Below are 18,095 nucleotides of genomic sequence, written 5' to 3' on the forward strand. Positions count from 1 at the left end.
TGATCTGGGAGATGCGGTCAATTTGCCTGCTTAGGCACAGGCCTGGCCCTGCGGGCCGCAGAGGTGGTTGCCCGAAAGCTGATTGCCCTGCCGGAAAAGTGATCCCAGAACTTTTCCAGGTCAACGCGGAGGTTCCTTCCTTCCGTTAGGTGTTGGCTTGATGGTCGGTGGAGATGGGCCTGTCCGGCGTCCGTTATCCCGGCTAGCACGGCGAGGTGTCCGGATCGGACGGGAGCTTCGAAAGAGTGCCCAATGGAAACGACAAGCACCCCGGCCCCCTTGACCATGACGGTGAGCTCATCCGGGCTGGCCACCTGTGCCCGCTCGGCTTCTAGTCCGTTCCGGTGCGCATGGCGAGCAAGGCCAGCATGGTTCCATCCGGTCTGTTCGCTATAGGCGCCGTCCCTCAGGAGCTCTTCGGTAATGGCTGCTGGAAGCATTACCGATTCAGGAACCAAGCGTGCGTAGACCATGCGCAGGCAAGCGACCCCGCATGATCTGGTGTCCCAGAACCGGGCGGTCCTTTCGCTGGGGTAGCCCAGCGCTTCCCAGTCGTGGCTGACCATGGAACTGAAATAGGGAAATACTGCCGGGTCCTCTGCTATCCGTGGCCTCATCGGGCTTTGAGCCGTGACACTGATGCAGATATTGCAAGGGCAGCCTCGGCGGCTTCTTCAGCGGTTGTCGTCCGTCCGAAACCTATTCGAATACTGGAACGGGCGTCGTCGGGGCTCAGACCAATGGCCATCAGCACGTGGGATGGTTTCTGGTCATTGCTGTTGCAAGCAGACCCGGCCGAGACGGCTACCTTTGGGACGGCGGCCATCAAGTCTCCTGCGTCCACGCCGGGGATCCTGACGTTAAGACAGTTAGGGAGACAATCGTTTGCCGGGGAATTGGATGTGATGTCGGGATGCCGGGTCAGTAACATGTCCATAAACGTGGACTTGAGGCCATGAACCCTTGCCCGTTCACTGGCCAGTGCCTTGCGGGATATTTCGAGGGCTTTAGCGAAACCTACAATGGCAGGAAGGTTCTCGGTGCCGGGGCGTTTGCCTCCTTCCTGGCCTCCGCCGTGAAGCAGCGAAGGAACCCCGTTGTCGGACGCTTGGAATCTGTCACTGATGTAGAGGGCACCTACTCCCTTTGGCCCGTAGATTTTATGGCTAGAGAAACTGATCAGATCCGCGGGAAATCGAGTGAGATCCTCCAGGACGTATCCCATGGCCTGAGTGGCGTCGGAATGCAGCGGGATGCCGGCCTCCTTCAGCACGGAGGCGATCTCCGCGATGGGCTGGAGCGACCCGATTTCGTTGTTGGCTGCCATAACCGATACAAGCCGTGTCGTTGGCTTGATGGCATTCTCCACGTCATTGGGATCAACGAATCCTTCGCCGCTGACCGGCAAGATCGTCAGGTCTCCTCCGCGGCGCTCGAACGACCGGGCGGCGTCAAGCACCGACTTGTGCTCGATTGCGGTTGTAACGACGTGATTGCCGGGAGAGGGCTCAACCATGGATATGACCCAATTGTTCGCTTCCGTGGCGCCCGACGTGAAAATCAGCTCACGCGGCTTGCAGGCCAACAGACGCGCCATCTTCCGCCGTGCACTGTTGATGGCCTCCTGGCTTTTCATACCAGCCATGTGGGGACTGGACGGATTGGCCCAAAATCGGCGCCCTGCGTCATCAACGACGTCGGCAACTTCATCGTCAATTGGGGTCGTTGCCTGATAGTCCAGGTAGATCATGCTGCACTCCTTCCCAGATCCTCGGAGTTATACGGGATGGACACGAAATCATGTGTCTCCGCGTCGAAAAATACCTGGACCACGGCTTCCTGTCCTTCGGCTTTGCGCACAAGGTACATCTCTGTCCCCTTGATGACCTTGTCCTTGTCCGCGACCCTGTTGAAATCAAAAACAACACGGCAAGACCGCTGCTTTGACGCGCTCAACCGCTTGAAAGACAACTCAAGGTATTCACTAACGATGAGTGGGCATCGTGGGATCCCCACACCGTCCCGGTTCACGGCGCCGGCAATGACCTTTGGGTAAAGGCTTGAATCGAAAAGGATTTCGTTTCCCTGGAGCCGGACCGTTCCGTCAGCTCCCGTGTCCTTCTGCCACCGCTTGAGAAACCTCGCGGCGCGGTTCCTCATCGTCCTCTCCCTCACAACTTCAAACGTGGCTTCAAAAGGTGCGCAGATTTCCTGCAGAACCGAGGTGTCGATGTCCGCCGGAGCGACAGGTTTCAGTTCGCATACATCTTGGGAACAATCCATCCCCAGATCGTTGACGATGACGGAATAGACTGGTTTGCGCGCCAAAGCATAGGTCCCCCGGAGTTCGTCCCCCAGCAGGAGCCCTGCTCTCATGGATTCCACTGCGAATTCATCGATACCAGTTGAAGTATCGAAGTATCCGCAAGCAATCAGAACCTGGGTGTCACGTCGGAGGGGAAACGGCAAATCCAGTTCAGACAACAATTTGTTCGCTCTCAACTTCTGCTCCTCGATCTTCAGATTCCAATTCGATACTTGTGTGGGTACGGACATTAGCCCGGACTGCCAGGGCAGCACAACGAGTCAACCCGTTGGCGGTCTTTATGCGACCGCGCGAGCGGCGGGAGGGGTGGAAGGCGGTGGTGGGCTCCGTGTCGGGGAGGATCATGGGGGTCATTTGATCTCCTGTGCTTGGCTAGCGGACTGCTTATGACGTCTCCTTATCGTGCCGGGAATCTGACGTAGTCAGTGGTCTGACTACGTCAGACCTATCCGCTGACAGACGTCACGAGGCATTTAGGGCAGGAGAACGAACAGAGTCGTTACGGCGCGATGCGCCAATTTGAGGCAGCTCGATTGGCCAGCCGCACAACCGACCATCATCGGTCCATGGGTCCGATCGACCCGACAATCGAAGCCTTGACGCCGCGGTCAGAACTCTTCTGGCTAACCAGCAGCCGGACGGCGGATGGGGCGACGGGAAAGTCTGGGCCTGGGGATTCAATAATTTTGGCCAGCTCAGAAATGGCACCTTTTCCGATTCCTAGTAGCAGTTCAAGTGACAGGCTTGACAGGTGCTCGATCCGTAACGGCTACTGGAAGCTCAGGCTTTGCCCCCGAAGCGGATGGCACAGTCAGGTCGTGGGGAAACAATGACGTTGGCCAGCTGGAAACGGCACATTCTCCAGCTCCGCCATGCCAGTGAACGTCACTGGTCTCGCCAGGGTCCAAACACTCACTACCATCGGCAGTGACCGCACTGTCTTCGCGCGGTGACGACAGGCGGGACAGTACGTGGCTGGGGTCATAACAATTGAGGTCACTATTGTGGACTTGCCGGTGCCCGCCCAAATCGGGTGACAGAGACAGCACACGGGCCTTCCGCAATCCACATCTCATGACTTCGAGTCTGCGAGACCACATCGGCCGCGTACCCGCGCGGCAATGAATCGCGGGGACATACCTTCCGGCAAGTACTCGAGCCTTTAGCGAAAGGGGAGCCCGCACACTAACGGTGTGCGTGGCTCCTCTTCGCCGTGCCGGGGTCAGCGGCCGCGTGTGCGGTTCTTTCTCTGCGCCTGGGTCTGGGTGGCGGCCGCCCCGCGGGTTTTGCCGGCCTTCGCTCCTTTGCCGGCGGCGGCGTGGGTGATCGGGTACTTCTGGATCTTCTCTGCCTGCATGCGTGCCTTCACGGCCTGCTCGGGAACCCCAGCGCTCACCAGGTGCTCTCGCTCATGATCAGTCCTCTCCGCCAGTCAAAGCCCGGCGTGTCAGGCCAACCCCGGATCCACCGTTATTCTGACACTCCCGGTGGTCGGTGTGGCCGGCAGTGACATTGAATCGCGCGCAGCGCGATTCTGATCGAGCAACACTGGATTCGACGGTAAGTCCAGTGGGAGGGGTCCCCAAGCTGTTTGTCGGAGTTCTTTGCATGCAGTTGGGGGAGTCTGTATGGCGATATTTGGGTGTGTGCAACATACACACTTTGGGCTTCGGACTGGGCCGTATATCGGCCGGACTGGCCCGTACTCGGCATGTTTTCGGGAGTTCCTTGTGTTTCCGGGCCCTGGAATGCGGTTCGAGTCCCACCTCGGGCACAGCATTCCCCCTCGTCAGAGGGGTTTTTGCTTTAACGTGTGTACAAAGCTTGCGCTGGCGCGCCTCTGACGCTGGTGGTGCGGGCTTCGGCCTGACCGCCGCGGGGCCTATTCAGGTGTGTGGGTGGCGGGTTCAACGCCCTGGCTGGTGGCCTTCCGCCTGCTGAAGTGGGGTTATGCGGTTCCTCGTTCCGGTTTGGTCGGGTGGGCCCGGGGTGGCCTACACCTATCCATGGGCCGGGGGTGCCGGTACGACATGATGAAACCGAGTTTGTTGGGGAACGGTTCTGGAAGGCTGCTCGTGGCCAACCGGGGGGACTGTGTGGGTGAGTTGGTCCTGTCAAAGCGGGTGTGGACACTGTCAACACTTACGTCTGCTTTATCGACGCTGGCGGTGAGCGGAGGCCCTCCGCTCGCCACTACCTTTTTGAAACTAGTGGGTATTTTTCGCTCAGGTCCCTCAGAGGTATCGCCCCCTCGGCATTGTCCCGTGTAACACTCAACAGCGGCACCCCCAGCAGTCATGCACACACTCTAACGGGGCACGGTCGCGAACTCGCGGTGAAGCGACGACATCGTCTTGGGCGAGGCTGCCGACTGGAGCTGGGGGAGGGCCCAACCGGTACATGAAGACCGCCGATTGCTGCACGATTGCTGGACTGAAGGTAAATCGGTGTCTTGCCGACACCTGATCTTCCCGCCGGACTTTAAGTCGGATAACCTGACTCCGCCACATACCGCACGCACTCACTGGGGGACTAATGAACGACCAAAATATCCCGCCTATCCCTCCGCCAACCCCTGCTCAGCCTCCGCAGGAGAACAGCCAGGGCGCCCCAGCATTCGTGCCTCCCGTATATCCGCCGGGGTACGCCGGACAGCCTCCTTATGGCCAACCGCCGCATCCCCAGGGTTACGCCGGGCAACCTTCCTACGGACAGCCACCATATCCTTCGGGTTACGGACAACCGCCCTACGGGCAGCCGCCCTACGGGCAGCCGCCGTATTCGCAGCCCTACCCGGGACAGCCGGTCTTCGGCCCGAATCCTTACTCTTATCAGGCATATCAGCAGCCCTACCCGGCTATCTCGAAGTCGTCAGGCTACCGGCTTACGTCAGGCATCGTAGGGATCGCCCTAGGTGTCTGGTTGTTCTTCTCCTTCCTCATCGGCGTCTCTCTGGGTCAAGGCGCGATACTCATCCTGACTCTTTTTGCTTGTCTCGGATCGATAGCCTCCGGCATCGTACTCATTGCGAAGCAGCGCGGCCCGGGGCGGGGAGCACCCATTACGATGCTCAGTGTTGCCGGAGCCTCCGTCATCGTCTCTTTCACTTCATTCGGCCAGTTCCTCTTTACGTTCATGTTTGCCTTGCCCATATTCATCGTCATGGGCATCGGTCTCGCCCGCGAGGCGCGGGGCCGGTGAATCGCATCATCTAGCCAGAGCCGGATGGTCGGCTTGCAGCCCCACCGGGTGTACCCTGTGCCCAGAAACAGCAGGACGAAGAGGGTCATACATTGGACGAGATGCATGAATTGTCGATCCGTTCGGCACCGGATTTCCATAGGCCCGTCCGGATTTGGCCTTTCGTCGTCCTTGCTATCGTTCTGGCTCTTGTCGCCGCAGTTCTCGGTGCGGGCTTCGCTTATTCCAACTACTCCGCGCAGGAGTGGCGTAGTAGCGCCAACAAGTCCGCCCAAGATCTGGCAGCGATGACGAAGGAGCGCGACGACCTCAAAACACAGGCCGGAGATCTGCAAACCAAGCTCGACGACGTGACCTCCCAATACAACTCAGCATCGGATCGAATAAGGTCCTTGTCTAACGAGAAGGCCCAAGCCGGAGACCAGGCTGCAGTCTTTGCCACGTTCCTCGCTATGGCGCAGCAGGTCACGCGGGAAATGGACACTTGTATCAGGGACCAGCAGATCTTCGCGTCTTATCTGGCCAACTACCGGCCAAGTGAATACGGTGCAGCGTTGAACTCTGCCCGCCAGGCAGACACCGACTGCAATAGGGCCCGCGCGGACAGCGATGCGCTTTCCAGGAAGTTGAGCGGCTGATGCCGTCGCGGACGACTAGGGCTCTCGCGATCGGATGTGTAGTGTTCGCTTGCCTCGGATTATCCGGATGCGGGCTAACCCCTCCGCCCGTCCCGGATGCAGTTTCAAGCAGCTCGCCGGGAAACGAGGCGGGCAATGCTCTGCCGGCGCGCACCACCGAGGCCGTGGCGCCAGCCGGATTCACCGACTATGAACGGGCAGCATTGCGGGTGCGCAATGTCGGATGCGGGCAAGTCTCGAGCGGGTCCGGCTTTGCCATCTCGGATCACGTCTTCGTGACAAACCGGCACGTGATCGGAGGCGCAGCACTCCTTCAGGTCAGCACCTATGACGGGCACGACATCGAGGTCGCCGCCACCGGGGCGGTTGTCATCGCCGACCTGGCATTGGTGTGGACGAAGGAAGCACTTCCGGCCACCATCCCGCTGGCACGAGAGAACCCTGGCGTAGGCACAAACGTCACAGTTGTTGGCTTCCCGCTTGGTGGGCCGCTGACAACCACGCACGGAAAGGTCCTTGGCTACGCTCCCGATCCTGTCGGATGGTCAGTTCTGCCCATGCTGGTCAACGACGCCCCGATCGAACACGGCAGCTCCGGCAGCCCGGTCATCAACGACAGCGGCCAGCTCGTGGGGGTCGCCTACGCGATCGATGGAAGCAAATATGCCGTACCCGTCGAGATTCTGCGCCAGGTGCTGAGCAACCCTAGCAGCTACTCACGCAGCGCCGCCTGTGACGGTGCCCTCTGAAAACCGACTGCGGCCACTCGGGGCGCAGGTAGATGTGGACGGCTCCGGCGTTTGTTCGCAAGAGAAAATCCTGCGGCAGGCGAGTGCGGGTACTGCTGCTTTTTGGCGCGCTCGGTCAAAGGCCGAGGGACGAATATCTGGTCGATAGCTCGAGAACAGTTACGCTGTGCCTAGGCGGACCGCCGAGTGGCGGCCTTGGAGTGGTGATCCGATGGCTACTAGTGTTCTGTTCGGACTCGTGATGGTCGGCATGGGCTTCCTTAGCTGGGCGATCGCAGTGCCACTGGCGCGTCGCGCTGCGAAGATTCGGAGGTGGTTTTCGGCAAGTGCCGATCTCCTGTGGTGGACACCGCGCGGTACCACTCAGGTCCGCGTCCTGGCAGACTTTTTGGATTGTTATCGGGTTCGCGATCATGATTCTGTCCCTGGCAGCCGATCTATAGCTCCTTACGGCTGCACAGCTACCTCGGCGAGTCCCTCCGGTCGTGCTGATCAAGCCAACGGCGATCTGGAGCAGGAACCAAATGGCCTGAGTCGCCATTAGACTCCAGAACGCTTCAGCCAGGGGGAGAGCAGCCGGATGCCGGATGACGTCAAGTACGAGTACAAGTCCGTTCAAGCCGTGCGCGGCCTGGAAAACCGTTCGATTGCCAAGGCGCAGAAAGAGGGCGGCTGGGAACTCGTAGACCAGACCCAGGGTACGCTGCGGACCACGCTGTACTTCCGTCGGGTGAAGTCCGAAACGTTGCTGTCTAAGGCGTGGGACGCCTTCCGGGGCCTTGCCCCTGTGAAGCAACGAGCCCTTGCCGTAGCGGCAGCCGTTGTGCTGGTCTTCGCTGCTGTCGGCATCGGAATCGCCGCCGCACAGAACAAGGGAGATACCAGCGCCGAGAACACCGCCACCAAGTCGAGCAAGCCGGAGCACGCGAAACAGACGCCTACACCGTCGCCCACTCCGACCCCATCTGAACCAACAGATCAGGTCATCACCGCCGAGAATAACAATGAACTCGCGGCACTCTTGAACGTCGGCGACGACTGCGACCCTGCCCTGGCGACATTCGCGGCCAAGTACCAGGGGCGGAAAATCGAGTTCGACGGCTCCATCGCGAACATGCAACACCACGAGATGTACAACACTCGATACGACATCCTTCTCGCGCCCGGAAACGCAGGGCCGAACACCGGCGTAGGCCCCGCGTTCAAGTTCGAGAACGTGAATATGTTCGACCTCAACCTCACCGGCAAAAACATTCCGTCCAACGTCACCGAAGGCGACAAATTCCGGTTCACCGCTAAAGTCGGCTCCTACAATCCCAAGCAGTGCCTGTTCTTCCTCAACCCTCCACCGCAGTCCGGTAGACCTAATTGCATCGAACACGTCTCAGGACATCCTTAACCACGCCTTGGATTTAGCACTTTTGCTTGGACTGGTGACTTCAAACCAGAACGCGTGTCGGTCACAATCGGCACATGAGATTTGAAGGGGTCTTGCCCGAGGATGCGCCCGACCCGCGCATCGGACACGCCAGGCGTCTGGAACTGATGCCGATTCCCATCATCGGTTTGGTGCCGCAGCCTTCGCTGGAAGACGTGGATATGGTCGGCTTTCAGTACGGGCAGGACACCCGCGGATACAGCGAGATGTCGGCGAGCATAAGCTACACGCTGTGGCGGAACCCGGCTGACCGGTCCGACCCGGTCAACCTGGCTGAACTCGACGGACAGGGGAGACAGATGGTCGAGGGCATTCCGCCGTGGCCGCGGCCGCGGTGGCTGGTTGAGCAGGCTGAGCGTCTCAGGTACCCGCAGCTCTGGGAGGCCGTGCGGACCACGTGGCGCCGCGATGCATCCGAACTGTCGGTGGGTCGGGTGCTATCGGACCACCTGAACCACGTCCTCATCAACCGCTACCGGCGCGAATGGCCCGGACGTAAGGCCTGGACCGGCCACGCCGCTGAGGTCACCGTACGGGTTGACGAAGTCGACGTACGTGGCCTGGCCATCGACACGGACCCCCTCGTGTACGCGGTCGGGGCGTCCCTCGGAGATAACGGGGTAGTGACTGCCGTGCTGCCGCGCAATGCTCTCGGATACCTCCGGATCGAATTCGAGACACGCCGGCAACGCCTATAGGGACGTCCAGATGTTGTGGGGCGAACGAAGCCTCGGCGGAATGGCCGGCCGCGCAATCCAGGTTCCTTGCTCGCCTAGCTTCACGGGGCAGTTAGCAAGTTCGAGAGCAGGCTTGGAGTCAAGTTGTCCGGACCATCTCGAAGCCACTCACTTGTTTTCGATGACGTTATTCAGGTGCGTAGGGCAATAGTTGAAGACGGCTACGACGATGAATTTGTATCCTTGGTCGTGACCCCAAGCGCGGCGCGCCTCTTGAACCGTCGCCGCGCCCCCAGCGAGGCCTTTGGCAACCGCAGGGCACGCGGAACGCGCTTGACTCAATATCGCATCATCTGGATTCCCCGCGATAATCGGGGCGACGGCTCGCAGCCTCTCGAGAACTACATTGTCGCCTGTGCCACTATTCGGGACGAACTCAAAACAAAACTTAGCGGTTCCAGTCCCAAGGATGACGGACATGTCGTCCTGGTAAGTTTTCGGCAGACCGGCTGAAACCAGCTTGTATTCCGCCTCTTCGAAGAGTTCTCCGTCTCGTAGCTGGTCGCACGTCTTCTTTGCGCTTGAAATGAGTTCTTCGTCCGTTTCGCCCTTCACGGTTGCGCTTACCGTATGTTGCCGAACATAATCGACCCAGAGTGCATCGCCTGTGAGGGGCTCGGTCGCAGACGGGGTTGGGGATGCGGTGGCAGTGCTCGTGCTGGTGACCGTTGGTGTCGCACTGGTCGTGGTCGTCGCTGTTGGTGGTGCGGTTGTCGTAATGGGACCCGAGCAGGCGGCCATGAACGGCATGATGAAAGTCACCGCCCCGACCGATAGTGCGCTTAGTGTCCAGTGTTTCCGTTTGGCTTTGTTGCTCTCATCGCCATTCATGTTGGTGCCCCCTTTTGAGTCGATTAGCGTCAGCGCCACTGTCGCATCGTGCGTCGAGGAGTGTCGTGCGTATCCACTACTCGTCTCTTCAAGCCCGCGCCGTGTGCTTCAGGATCGGTACTCAGTTCAAGCCGGCTCGAAAGACGCCGGCGACTTTGGTGCTTTTAACCGAGCTCGGACGATATGTTTCGCGGTCTGGTGCGGACCGATGGACAGCCGGCGAATCGGACGAGTACGGCCTGCGCCTGAAGCCAGTGCCGCTCATCAACGATCTTCTCGACGAATCCGTCCTTCTCTTTGAAGACCTCGTGGCGAAGACCGACTGGCCCGGAACTGTCGACGAAACCCAACGGATCAGACGACACGACCCCGGCGAATACTGGATGTACTACACACCCAAGGTCTGCCAACTTTCCCGGCTCTACGGGCTGGAACCGACGACACGGTAAATCGTCCCCGCCCCCGCACCAAGAGCCCGCTCGGGCCGTGGGCGGCTCCAGCACTCCAATGGTGTCGCTGAAATACTATGCAAAGCGGTGGCAACGAATTCAAGAGGGCCGGTCTTGGCGACAACACGGCTGATCGCGGTTCCGTTCGTCTTTCGCCAAGTGGCCGCGACTGACGCATCGTGTGCGCCGAGGATGTTGACGTCCAGCCTGTGCCATTGTTTGCTCGGTCATGGATTGTCTCGGCTACGCTGGTATCGAAGACGCCATGGTCCTTCCAGACTGTTGGCGCTCTCGTAGACGCGCTCAGGGCTTGCCTGGTCCAAGTGTTCATCGCACAGGTGATTGACCCATGCGATTGAATGGACCGAGCCCTCAGCCTTGGTTCTCGGGTTCGTTGGTGAAGTTGACCGAGGTCGCTCCAGATGGCTGAGGCCCGGTAGTCTACTTGGCCGTGATGTTGTAGTAGAGGATGGCCCCGTTCCAACCGGTTTCGGCCGAGAGGACGTTGTTGCTCCACACGATCGGGTGGTTGTTGTACCACAACGGCAATCCGGGCAGTTCTTTGAACAGGACTTCTTGGGCCTTGTTGAACTTGTCGTTTGCCTCTCTGGTGTCCTTTGCTCGGAGACCTTCCTCAAGTAGTTTGTCGAATTCGGGGTAGGAGAACTTTTCGAAATTGGCGGATGCTCCTGTTTTCCAGACCGGGCCCAGGAAATTGTACAGTGACGGATAGTCGCCCTGCCAGGCGGTGCGGGTAAGGCCGGGGAGAGAGCGGGACTGGCGCAGGTTCAGCACATCAGCGAACCTGGCGAAGGACTGGATCTCTGCCTGGATGCCGAGGTTGTTCTTGAAGCCGTTGGCTACGGCGTCGATCCACTCTCTGTTGCCACCATCGGTATTCGAGGCGATCTGCAACGGCTTGGAAGCGTCGTACGGCTTGATCTTTTCAGCCTGTGCCCAGAGTTCTTTGGCCTTGGCGGGATCGAATTTGAGGACGTCGTTGCCGGGGATGGAGGCAGAGTAGCCGTCGAGCACCGGGGCGGTGAATTCGTTGGCGGGGGTGCGTGTGCCGTTGAAGATGACTGTGCAGATTTCCCCGCGGTTGATCGCGTAGGAAAGAGCCTGGCGGCGCAGCTTGCCGCTTTCACCCTGGAAGTTCGGGTTGTAGGGCGGGATGATCAAGGCTTCGTTCAAGGCAATGGGTTTTGCCGCGTTCCGGTCGGGGAAGTCGGTCTTGTAGGTTTTGAGTGCGTTGGATGGCAGAATGTCGGTGACATCCAGGTTGTTAGCCTGCAGGTCGGTGTATGCGGGGCCCGGATCCGTGTAGAACTTGAAGGTCACGCCGCCGTTCTTGGCGGCACGGGGTCCGGTGTAGTCAGTGTTCTTGACCAGGGAGATGGATTGGTCGTGTAGCCAGGCGCCCTCTTTTTCGAACTTGTATGGGCCGTTGCCGACCGGGTTCTCGCCGAACTTCTTCGGATCCTTTAGTGCCTCAAAAGGCAGGGGATAGAAGGCGGAGTACCCTAAGCGCAGGGACCAGTCGGCTTCGGGCTGTGATAGCTTCACCGTGATGGTCTGGTCGTCCCCGGCGGCTAGACCGGACATGGTCTGGGCTGTCGGCGCGGGGGTGAAGGATTTCTTGCCATCCGCGCCCGTGGTCTCGGTGACGGCGCTGACATCAGCGTATCCGTCGATGGATTCGAAGAAGAAGCTGTTGTTCTGGAGGTTGGTGCTTAGTGCAGCGAAGTTCCAGGAATCAACGAACGTCTTGGCCGTGATGGCTTCACCATTGGTGAACTTTGCACCCGACTTGACCTTGATGGACCAGTTCTGGGAGTCCGTGGTTTCGATGGATTCGGCCAGGGCATTTATGGGCTTGCCGTTTGCGTCGTACGCGCGCAGGCCCTCGAAGAGCAGATCGACTACCCTGAGGCCGTTAGACTCGTTGGTGTTCCCGGGCAACAGGGGGTTCTGAGGCTCATTGCCGTAGGCAGTGATGATCTTTGAAGGGGTGGCGACGACGCTACCGCCACCGTTGCATGCGGTCAGGGCAAGCGCTGCGATGGCCACGACGCCCAAAACCTTGGAGGTGCGTAAACGCATTCCGCCTCCTACGAGTCGTTGGAAATAAGCCAGGCGGTCCGTGAATCCATTGGCCCATTTGAATCGTTTGCCAATAACCTCACGCTCTGGCCGGACTATACGACATGAGCCTAACCGCGGGTATGTCAAATGTGGATGCTTTCGAACCTGGAGCGTGCATGAATGGGCCAAGGCCCTTAACACTTTGGTTGCTCAAGCAGCCCGGATACCTGTCACGCTGAGCGTGATCGGCATGCTCTGGGATGTGACTGCGATCAGCGGGCGTTTCCAAGGTCGTTGAGATTCTGAATGCAGGCCACCGTATTCGGATGGTCGTCACCGAGTGTCTGTTTGAATATTTCGACTGCACGGCCGTAGCAGGTCCTGGCTTCCGGGTGCCGGCCAGTGTCTGCGTATACGGTTGCGATGTTGTTAAGAATTGCGGCGATTTCAGGATGAGACTCCCCGAGAATCCCGCGTTTGATCGCTAGGGCTTCATCCAGTTTGGACTCAGCAGACGAGTAGTCTCCTTGAGCCTGCTGGATTGCCGCGAGGTTGTGAAGCTGGACGGCCACCTCGTAGTGCGCGTTGCCATAACGGGACCGCCACAACGCAAGAGAATCAGACAGCATGGCTGCGGCTTCGTCGAAACGCTCCTGCCCGGCAAGGACAGCCCCAAGAACCGACAGATCGGCAGCCAATCCGGCGAGGTCCGGTGGACTGGCTGCCCGGCGCAACCGGACCGCCTGACGGGCGGGTTCCTCGGCCTGGGCAAACTGCCCCTGAACATGGGCCAGGCCCGCGAGATTGTGGTGAACGCCCGCCAGTTCCGGTGCGTCCGTTCCGGCGTGACTGACTAGCAACTCAAGGGCCCTGTTGTAGTAGATTCCCGCCTCTTCATAACGTCCGCGGTCCTTGGCTAGAATCCCTAGGGCGTTGAGCGGGCCGGCTGGGAGGGGGGTATCCGGCATTCGTTCTGAGAGAGCAAGGGCGTGAGCAAGGGTGAGCGCGGATTCGTCATACATGGCAGATAGACGTTGGCTGTTTCCTTTGTGGACGAGAATGGAGACGCACCACTCATCCCGTCTGGCGCAAGACTCAACGTCCGCCAGCAAGGCAAGCGCGTCGTCGCAGCGGCGCTGCGCTTCTGATTGGTTGACGAGGTCAGATGCGAATTGTGCAAGTGTCTCCAGAACAGAGATTCGGTCAGCGACTTGGGCCAGACTGACCCTCTCGGCCGCGGGCAACAGCTCTAGTGCATGCAGCGCGAGTCGCCCAGCATGCTCGGTGTGGCCGTCTCGCCACAGGGACCGGGCTCTCCGGTGTATTCTCCGTGCCTTGAAGTTCCTCATGCGAACCCGCAACCTGCCTTCAGAGCATCTCCCGGCCCGAATCTGATCGGTGCGGGCCGGGAGCCGCTGCATTACTTGATCAGCGACGGACGAGCGGTTCGCAGTGGTTGAGCCTTTCGCCGGCCAGGACGGGGCCGGCGGTGGAGGCGGCGAAGCCGACGGCGGTAGCGAGCAGGACGGCGGCGGTCCAGATTCTGCGGAACATGATGATCTCCTGATGACAATGGTGCGGGTGGTTGGGTGGTACAGGATGCCGCGCTTCGGCGGCGGTTGAGCGGTTCGCCCGTATTGAAACTGCGGTGGCGAGCGCGAAGGCTGCGGTTTAGATTCTGCGGAACATGAAATCTCCTTTGAACAGTGGAAGGTGGAGGATCTTGCGCGTCAGCGCCGGATAAGCGGTTCGCAATGATTGAACATAACTCCTGCTGTTGCTGGGGCTGAGGCGGCGGCAGCGAAACCCAGTGCGGTGGCGAGCAGGACTGCGGTGGCCCAGATTCTGCGGAACATGATGATCTCCTGATGAACGGTGGTGCGGTGATGGTGGATGCCGCGTGTCAGCGGCGGATGAGCGGTTCGCAATGGTTCGTTTGCAACCCGGCGGTTGCGGGGCCCGCGGTAGCGGCAGCGAAACCCAGTGCGGTGGCGAGCAGGACTGCGGTGGCCCAGATTCTACGGAACATGATGGGTTCTCTTTCGTGTGGTGCTAGTGGGGCTGGTGTTCTAAGAGCGGTGGAGAAGGCTCTCTTGATCCCAACGAGCTCTACTGGTGGGGGTGCTCGTTTCGCTCTCGCTGGGGCCTTCAATCCAAGCAATCCGGCCAAATCCCTTGATCCCAGACTTGGCGGGAATCGCAATTGGGTCTCGTTGGCCGTGCCGGGCAAAGGACTTGTGAGTCAGATTCGGCCCGGCCGCCAACGCAGGGCTGACCGTTGCGGATCCTGAAAGGTTCTATTCGTTTCATGATCAGGATCTCCTCTGAATCGTTACGGCCAGATAGTTCGTTTCGGATTGGTTGAGCGGCTCTGGCTTGTTTCTATTTGTGTCCTAAGGGTCGCGCGGATCGCTTAATCGATCCTTAATTGCCCTCGGCCAGATCTGGTTCGCAATACGCTGGACCGTCCGTGTGCTGCGGATGCATGATTGGGATGAGCGGCAGACCTTCACTCCGGCTCGCGGGAGCGGGCGGATCCGGGCCTGGTGGGCGGTCGCCGGTTGAGGGGTGCTTTGCGATGAGTGCACTTTGGATACGAGCCTTGGGTCCGCTAGAAGTTGTCGCCGACGGGGCGCTCGTGGCTATGGGGGCAGGGCAGCAGCGAATCGTCTTGGAGTGTTTGGCCCTACGGGCAAACACGGTGGTGACGTCCGATTACTTGGTCGAAGCTTTGTGGGCTGACAACCCGCCCGCGAAACCGGGCCCGCAATTACAGGTGTATGTCGCGAATCTACGACGCGTTCTGGAACCCGATCGATTGAAAGGCGAGACTTCGAAGAGGCTGGCGAGTCGTGTCGGTGGCTACACTCTCGCCGCTAACGGGGAAGAACTCGATCTCCTGCGGTTTCGTGAGCTGGTCGCGGCCGGTGAACTGGCAGTTCAGGCCGGCGATTTATTAAAAGGTGCGGATTGTCTTCGACAGGCTGTAGAGCTCTACAAGGGGCCGATATTTCCCGACCTGGCAGACATAGAGTTGTTCCGGCCAGAGCTGGACCAGCTGGAGGAAACCCGACTAGACGTCTACCAAGACCTGATTGAGGTTGAACTCGCATTGGGTCGGCACGGTGCCTTGATCGGCGAGTTGCAGTCGTTGGTTGCCCAGCAGCAGTATCGGGAGAGCCTGTGGGCATCGCTCGTGCTAGCCTTGTACCGCTCAGATCGGCAGGCGGATGCGCTGGCGGCTTGCCGTCAGGCGCGTAATGTTTTCACCGAGGAGCTCGGTATCGACCCCGGTCCACGTTTGCGTGAGTTGGAATCGGCGGTGCTTCGGCAAGACGCTTCGCTCACCGCGCCGGCAATTGATGGTCGTCGCCGGATCAGGCCGCGACTGGACAACCTTCCGGCCGAGCTCACGCCTTTAGTTGGACGTGAGGCCGAGCTGGGCGAATTGTGCTCTTTGTTTGTCGCCGATAGCTGCAGGCTGGTCACCATCACGGGTCCGGGCGGGACAGGCAAGACGCGACTGGCGCTCGCTGCGGCCGGACAACTTATGATGAGCGAGCCCGACGGAGCGTGCTGGGTAGACCTGGCCCCGCTGACCCAAACGCTGCAGGTGCCTGCCGCGATAGCGGGCGCGCTGGGCTTGGAAGACTTTGGCGGCGCTGACCCGCTGGCGGTGATAACTCGCTTCCTGCGTTCCCGGCGGCTGCTGTTGATCCTTGACAACTTCGAGCACCTGGAGGAGGCATGGCCGGTGGTGCTGCAACTGCTCACCGCCGCACCTGAACTTCGGATCTTGACCACAAGCCGACGCCCGCTGGGACTGCGCGCCGAATTCGAATACGAGCTCGCTCCGTTGGCTCTACCGCCCCTGGACCCTCCGCTCCTGCCACACCTACTGCGGGACGTGCCAGCCGTAAAGCTCTTCTTGATCAGAGGCCAGACCGTCCGTCCGCGTTTTAATCTTGACAGCAATAACAGTGCGGTCGTGGCCCGTCTTTGTCGACGCCTGGACGGTCTCCCTTTGGCGATCGAGTTGGCCGCAGCCCAATTGCGGCATCGTAGCGAGACCGAATTGCTTGCCGATCTGGAGGCCAGTCTTGCCGCCTTACCGGCAGCCTTTCGAGATCTTCCGGATCGCCAGCGAACCCTTACCGCGACCATCGCCTGGAGCTACCGGTTGCTCGGGGAGGCTGAGAGCCAACTTTTCGATCAGCTTGGCGTCTTCGCTGCAGATCCAACAGTGGCCGCAGTCAGCTGCATTCACGGATCATCTCTCGATGCAAAGGGGGTCAAAGGTTTGTTGACCGCACTAGCGCGCCATAGCCTGCTGCGTCTCTATGCGGACCCAGCGGGAACACTCCGGGTCGCGATGTTGCAGCCGATCAGAGAGTACGCCCGTGACCGCATCGCCTCGCGCGCCGATTCAGAAATCGTACGACGCCGTTACGCAGAGTATTACCTCAGCCTCTCTGAAGAGTTCAGCCCTCAACTGTGGGGTCATGATCAAATCGACGCGTTCCGGCAGCTTCACGCAGACGCACCGGATCTGCGAGGCGCCCTGCTGTGGGCGGCAGGGCCGGACGGCTCGACTGAATTGGCACTACGGCTTGTCGGGCAACTTTGGCACTATTGGGAACTCACCGAGGTGCTGGCCGAGCCGTGCCAAATCGCCCAGCAGCTGCTCGCCGGGGCCTCAAACGCTCAGCCAGCGCTCAAGGCACCTGCTCTCAGCGGAACAGGCACGCTGTGCTGGCTGCTCGGGCGCAATGACCAGGCGAGTGAACTGCATCGTCAGGCACGTCAGGAATTCCGACGTGCCGGGAACGAAGAAGGCGTTGCGTGGACCACGATGTGTTTGGCCGTGCAGGCGGCAGAGCTCAACGACACCGTCACTGCTCGGCGCCTTGCTGCCGAAGCTTTGTCAGAACCACACGCCAGCCCCCGGACACGCGCATCGGCATCTGTTGTTTTGGAGCGGCTAGCCTTCTATGGAGGCGAGCATCTCCGAGCTCGTGACCTGGCCCGCGAAAGCGTTAAGAGCGCCCGGCTGCTCGGCGATCGGTGGCTCCTCGCCATAGCATTGGTTAACCTTGCCGATGGCACGGAACAAGCCGGGGACCATCACGGCGCAGAGCAGCTGTTGCACGAGGCAATCGGTGCAGCAATTGAACTCGGCGCACCAGGCAACATCGTGGGGTTCCTCGAGTCCCTTGCCAGCGTGTACGTCGAACAGCACCGCACCGAGCTTGCCATTCGCATTCTCGCAGTCGCCGATGCCTACCGCTCTGACCGGGGACATCCGCTCAACTCTTCGGAACATCAGCGCATCGAATCAATCATCACCAAGGCGCGCACCGAGGCCGGGCCTATCAGCTTCGCCCTCGCATGGGCGGCCGGACAGGCGCTAACGCTTACCCAGATCGTCAACGAGGTGATCCCTTCCAAAAAGGAACGCAGCCAGCAGACGCCTGACTACGAGCGGTGCTGTCTACCCTCCGACCCGCCGCCAGCCAAGGCCACTACCTTGACCGCCGCGCCTTGGTCTTGACCCCAGGATTCGCTATGAAAAGTAGATCCGTTATGAAAAGTAACCGTCAGATCGAGCACTACGTTGCCCCTATCGACGAGACACCGCTGC

16 protein-coding genes are annotated in these 18,095 nt (G+C 60.0%); 8 read left to right on the top strand and 8 right to left on the bottom strand.

What is annotated here, in order from left to right; translation table 11 throughout:
* Positions 1–613: 613 nt before the first annotated feature.
* Together ACFVTG_RS19220 and ACFVTG_RS19225 are read right to left on the bottom strand one after the other, a co-directional pair.
* Positions 614–1,750 (bottom strand): cysteine desulfurase family protein, encoded by a 1,137-nt coding sequence (locus ACFVTG_RS19220; protein WP_390282460.1) that lies wholly within the window; start codon positions 1,748–1,750, stop codon positions 614–616.
* Complete coding sequence (locus ACFVTG_RS19225) at positions 1,747–2,556, bottom strand: hypothetical protein (RefSeq protein WP_390282461.1); 810 nt, start codon at positions 2,554–2,556, stop codon at positions 1,747–1,749. The genes ACFVTG_RS19220 and ACFVTG_RS19225 overlap by 4 nt, the downstream gene beginning before the upstream one ends.
* A 389-nt stretch (positions 2,557–2,945) precedes the next feature.
* Between ACFVTG_RS19225 and ACFVTG_RS19230 the strand changes: the two genes are divergently transcribed.
* A complete protein-coding gene (locus tag ACFVTG_RS19230) occupies positions 2,946–3,050 on the top strand; it encodes a hypothetical protein (protein ID WP_390282479.1) in 105 nt (34 codons plus the stop codon).
* Positions 3,051–3,548: 498 nt separating this feature from the next.
* Here the strand turns inward: ACFVTG_RS19230 and ACFVTG_RS19235 are convergent, their stop codons facing one another.
* Complete coding sequence (locus ACFVTG_RS19235) at positions 3,549–3,722, bottom strand: hypothetical protein (protein WP_390282462.1); 174 nt, start codon at positions 3,720–3,722, stop codon at positions 3,549–3,551.
* Between the two features lie 1,526 nt (positions 3,723–5,248).
* Between ACFVTG_RS19235 and ACFVTG_RS19240 the strand changes: the two genes are divergently transcribed.
* The 5 genes from ACFVTG_RS19240 (at position 5,249) to ACFVTG_RS19260 (ending at position 9,050) form a co-directional block, all read left to right on the top strand.
* Entirely contained in the window at positions 5,249–5,527 is a 279-nt protein-coding gene (locus tag ACFVTG_RS19240) for a hypothetical protein (RefSeq protein WP_390282463.1), read from the top strand.
* Positions 5,528–5,628: 101 nt separating this feature from the next.
* Positions 5,629–6,165, top strand: a complete 537-nt coding sequence (locus tag ACFVTG_RS19245; RefSeq protein WP_390282464.1) for a hypothetical protein — start codon at positions 5,629–5,631, stop codon at positions 6,163–6,165.
* A complete protein-coding gene (locus ACFVTG_RS19250; protein WP_390282465.1) occupies positions 6,165–6,914 on the top strand; it encodes a serine protease in 750 nt (249 codons plus the stop codon). Before ACFVTG_RS19245 ends, ACFVTG_RS19250 begins: the two co-directional genes overlap by 1 nt.
* Positions 6,915–7,494: 580 nt before the next feature.
* Positions 7,495–8,313: a DUF4839 domain-containing protein gene (locus ACFVTG_RS19255; protein WP_390282466.1), complete on the top strand. Its 819-nt coding sequence runs from the start codon at positions 7,495–7,497 to the stop codon at positions 8,311–8,313.
* A gap of 74 nt (positions 8,314–8,387) precedes the next feature.
* Entirely contained in the window at positions 8,388–9,050 is a 663-nt protein-coding gene (locus tag ACFVTG_RS19260; RefSeq protein ID WP_390282468.1) for a hypothetical protein, read from the top strand.
* A 147-nt stretch (positions 9,051–9,197) separates the two neighbouring features.
* Here the strand turns inward: ACFVTG_RS19260 and ACFVTG_RS19265 are convergent, their stop codons facing one another.
* Positions 9,198–9,959, bottom strand: a complete 762-nt coding sequence (locus ACFVTG_RS19265) for a DUF732 domain-containing protein (protein ID WP_390282469.1) — start codon at positions 9,957–9,959, stop codon at positions 9,198–9,200.
* 26 nt (positions 9,960–9,985) lie between these two features.
* Between ACFVTG_RS19265 and ACFVTG_RS19270 the strand changes: the two genes are divergently transcribed.
* Complete coding sequence (locus ACFVTG_RS19270) at positions 9,986–10,369, top strand: hypothetical protein (protein WP_390282470.1); 384 nt, start codon at positions 9,986–9,988, stop codon at positions 10,367–10,369.
* A 441-nt stretch (positions 10,370–10,810) separates the two neighbouring features.
* Here the strand turns inward: ACFVTG_RS19270 and ACFVTG_RS19275 are convergent, their stop codons facing one another.
* From ACFVTG_RS19275 to ACFVTG_RS19290, 4 genes are all read right to left on the bottom strand, one after another.
* A complete protein-coding gene (locus tag ACFVTG_RS19275) occupies positions 10,811–12,472 on the bottom strand; it encodes an ABC transporter substrate-binding protein (RefSeq protein ID WP_390282471.1) in 1,662 nt (553 codons plus the stop codon).
* 254 nt (positions 12,473–12,726) lie between these two features.
* Positions 12,727–13,698, bottom strand: a complete 972-nt coding sequence (locus tag ACFVTG_RS19280; protein ID WP_390282472.1) for a tetratricopeptide repeat protein — start codon at positions 13,696–13,698, stop codon at positions 12,727–12,729.
* Positions 13,699–13,882: 184 nt separating this feature from the next.
* Positions 13,883–14,008, bottom strand: a complete 126-nt coding sequence (locus tag ACFVTG_RS19285) for a hypothetical protein (RefSeq protein WP_390282473.1) — start codon at positions 14,006–14,008, stop codon at positions 13,883–13,885.
* A gap of 349 nt (positions 14,009–14,357) precedes the next feature.
* A complete protein-coding gene (locus tag ACFVTG_RS19290) occupies positions 14,358–14,483 on the bottom strand; it encodes a hypothetical protein (protein ID WP_390282475.1) in 126 nt (41 codons plus the stop codon).
* A 615-nt stretch (positions 14,484–15,098) separates the two neighbouring features.
* Between ACFVTG_RS19290 and ACFVTG_RS19295 the strand changes: the two genes are divergently transcribed.
* Entirely contained in the window at positions 15,099–18,005 is a 2,907-nt protein-coding gene (locus tag ACFVTG_RS19295) for a BTAD domain-containing putative transcriptional regulator (RefSeq protein WP_390282480.1), read from the top strand.
* Positions 18,006–18,095: the final 90 nt, after the last annotated feature.

It is taken from the genome of Arthrobacter sp. NPDC058127 (genome assembly GCF_042884555.1).
Lineage (GTDB): Bacteria > Actinomycetota > Actinomycetes > Actinomycetales > Micrococcaceae > Arthrobacter.